At 35.3% G+C, this 1,781-nt stretch carries 1 protein-coding gene; it reads left to right on the top strand.

Translation table 11 applies throughout. From position 1 onward, the window contains the following. Positions 1-1,640: hypothetical protein (locus tag HR065_RS00495; protein WP_218644375.1), on the top strand; the 1,640-nt coding region annotated here is incomplete at its 5' end. Positions 1,641-1,781: the final 141 nt, after the last annotated feature.

The raw sequence follows: 1,781 nt of genomic DNA on the forward strand, positions 1-1,781 counted from the left end.
ACAATGTCAAACAAATAAAACAAACCCAAAGGAGAAACAAAACCGTGTCCCGCCTCAAACAATATCTCAAAACATCCCCCAAAAAATTCACCCTTTTCGCTATCCTATCCATCACCCTCTTATCCGTCATCATCATCACCGCCTACAATTTAATCCCTTATTTTCTCACCACCAAAACAGAAAAATCCTCCATCCCCATCCAAGCCAATCAGCACGAATTAACCCACAACGACCAAACCATCATTAATTCCACTCAACAACAAACCTTCGAAGCCATCAACGACGACACAACCCAAAACCCACGCCCTGGCGATCCTAACTCCGACAAAATTAACCTTACCCCTTATCTAACCTATCAAGATCAAGATGGCAACACCATCAGAGAATACCGTTTTTTTGATAATATGGAACCGACCCAAAAAGACATCCGCGGTAGAGAAAATTTCTTTAACCGTACAGACTTTCAAAATATGATCGATAAATACAAACTAAATGCCTTCCCTCTTAAATGGAACACCGGTCGTGAAAATTTATTTAATTTAGAATTTAATGAACAACAAAAAGTTAAAATGAAATACGGATGGCCTGTTTCTCAAGCGAATTATCAACTTATCCAAACTAACCAACCATATAACACCATCGAATCATTAACTAAAGATATTCAAGGCGAAAACGGTTTTTGGAACAAAAGTGATTCTTGTTTTAATACTACCGAAAATATTGACATTCAAACTATAATCAATGACGAATCTTATAAAGGCAAAACCCCTTATATTCGTTTTATCACTAAAAATTTAGACTTAGAATTTGATTGGTTAAGTTTAATTATTGCCCGTTTTAATTCATATTTGCCTAATGTCGCTAAAGCACAACAAACTTATCTTAAAACCGAATATTGGGCTGAAAAAGGTCTTTTGGCAAACGCCGAAGTGCAAAGATTACGCGATAACATAAAACAAGTTAATGATATTGTCCAAAAAATACGCTCTTCTAATCAACGCAATGAAGAACAAATCCAAAAGGCTACTGATTCTGCCCTTCCCGCTAAAAATGATATTCAAAATTTAGAAGAAAAAATTCGATCGAAATCGTCAACAAACCGATACAACTTAGATTCGGCTTTAGAACGAGTGGATTTGGTGAAACAAATACCAGAATTGCAACAAGCTATAAAAGCTAAAGCTTTTATTAAACAAGCCAACGAATTCATTCAACAAACGCGTTCCAAAATTTCTGAGAATAACGTTCACATCCGAGGATTGCTTGCTGATTCTGAACGTTTTAACAACGAAATGCAAGAACACTCTAAAAAAGCTAAACAATACCAAGAAGAAGCGGTTCCTCAATGTTACCAAGCAATCCAACAACATCTCCAAAAAGCCAAAACCAACGGCGAACCAACTTTCAACCCTTCTTTAATTCAAAAAACCATCATTTCAGGACCAAAGAAAAAACCAACTGAAAAAGACCTAATCGACATTTCTTATCAATTATCAGATTTCACCAACTTCATTAAAAATTTAGATCTCGCTACTACTGATGATTTATACACCTTAAGAGCATACGTTTTATACAATACGGACAACGATGTGTATGACCCTCACAACGCCTTAAATCATCTAAAACCGACTTTTCATTAATACTGTAAAAAAACACCAAATCAAACGCCTGTAAGCTTTGCTACTCAATCAAAGAAACCAAACGCTATTAATCCCAGACTCTATTTCTTCTTGTAGAGTCTTTTTATTTTTTACATGAAAAATATCTCAAAATCTTGCAAA

The sequence above is a fragment of the Candidatus Phytoplasma pruni genome (genome assembly GCF_013391955.1).
In the GTDB taxonomy this organism is placed as follows: Bacteria; Bacillota_I; Bacilli_A; order Acholeplasmatales; family Acholeplasmataceae; genus Phytoplasma.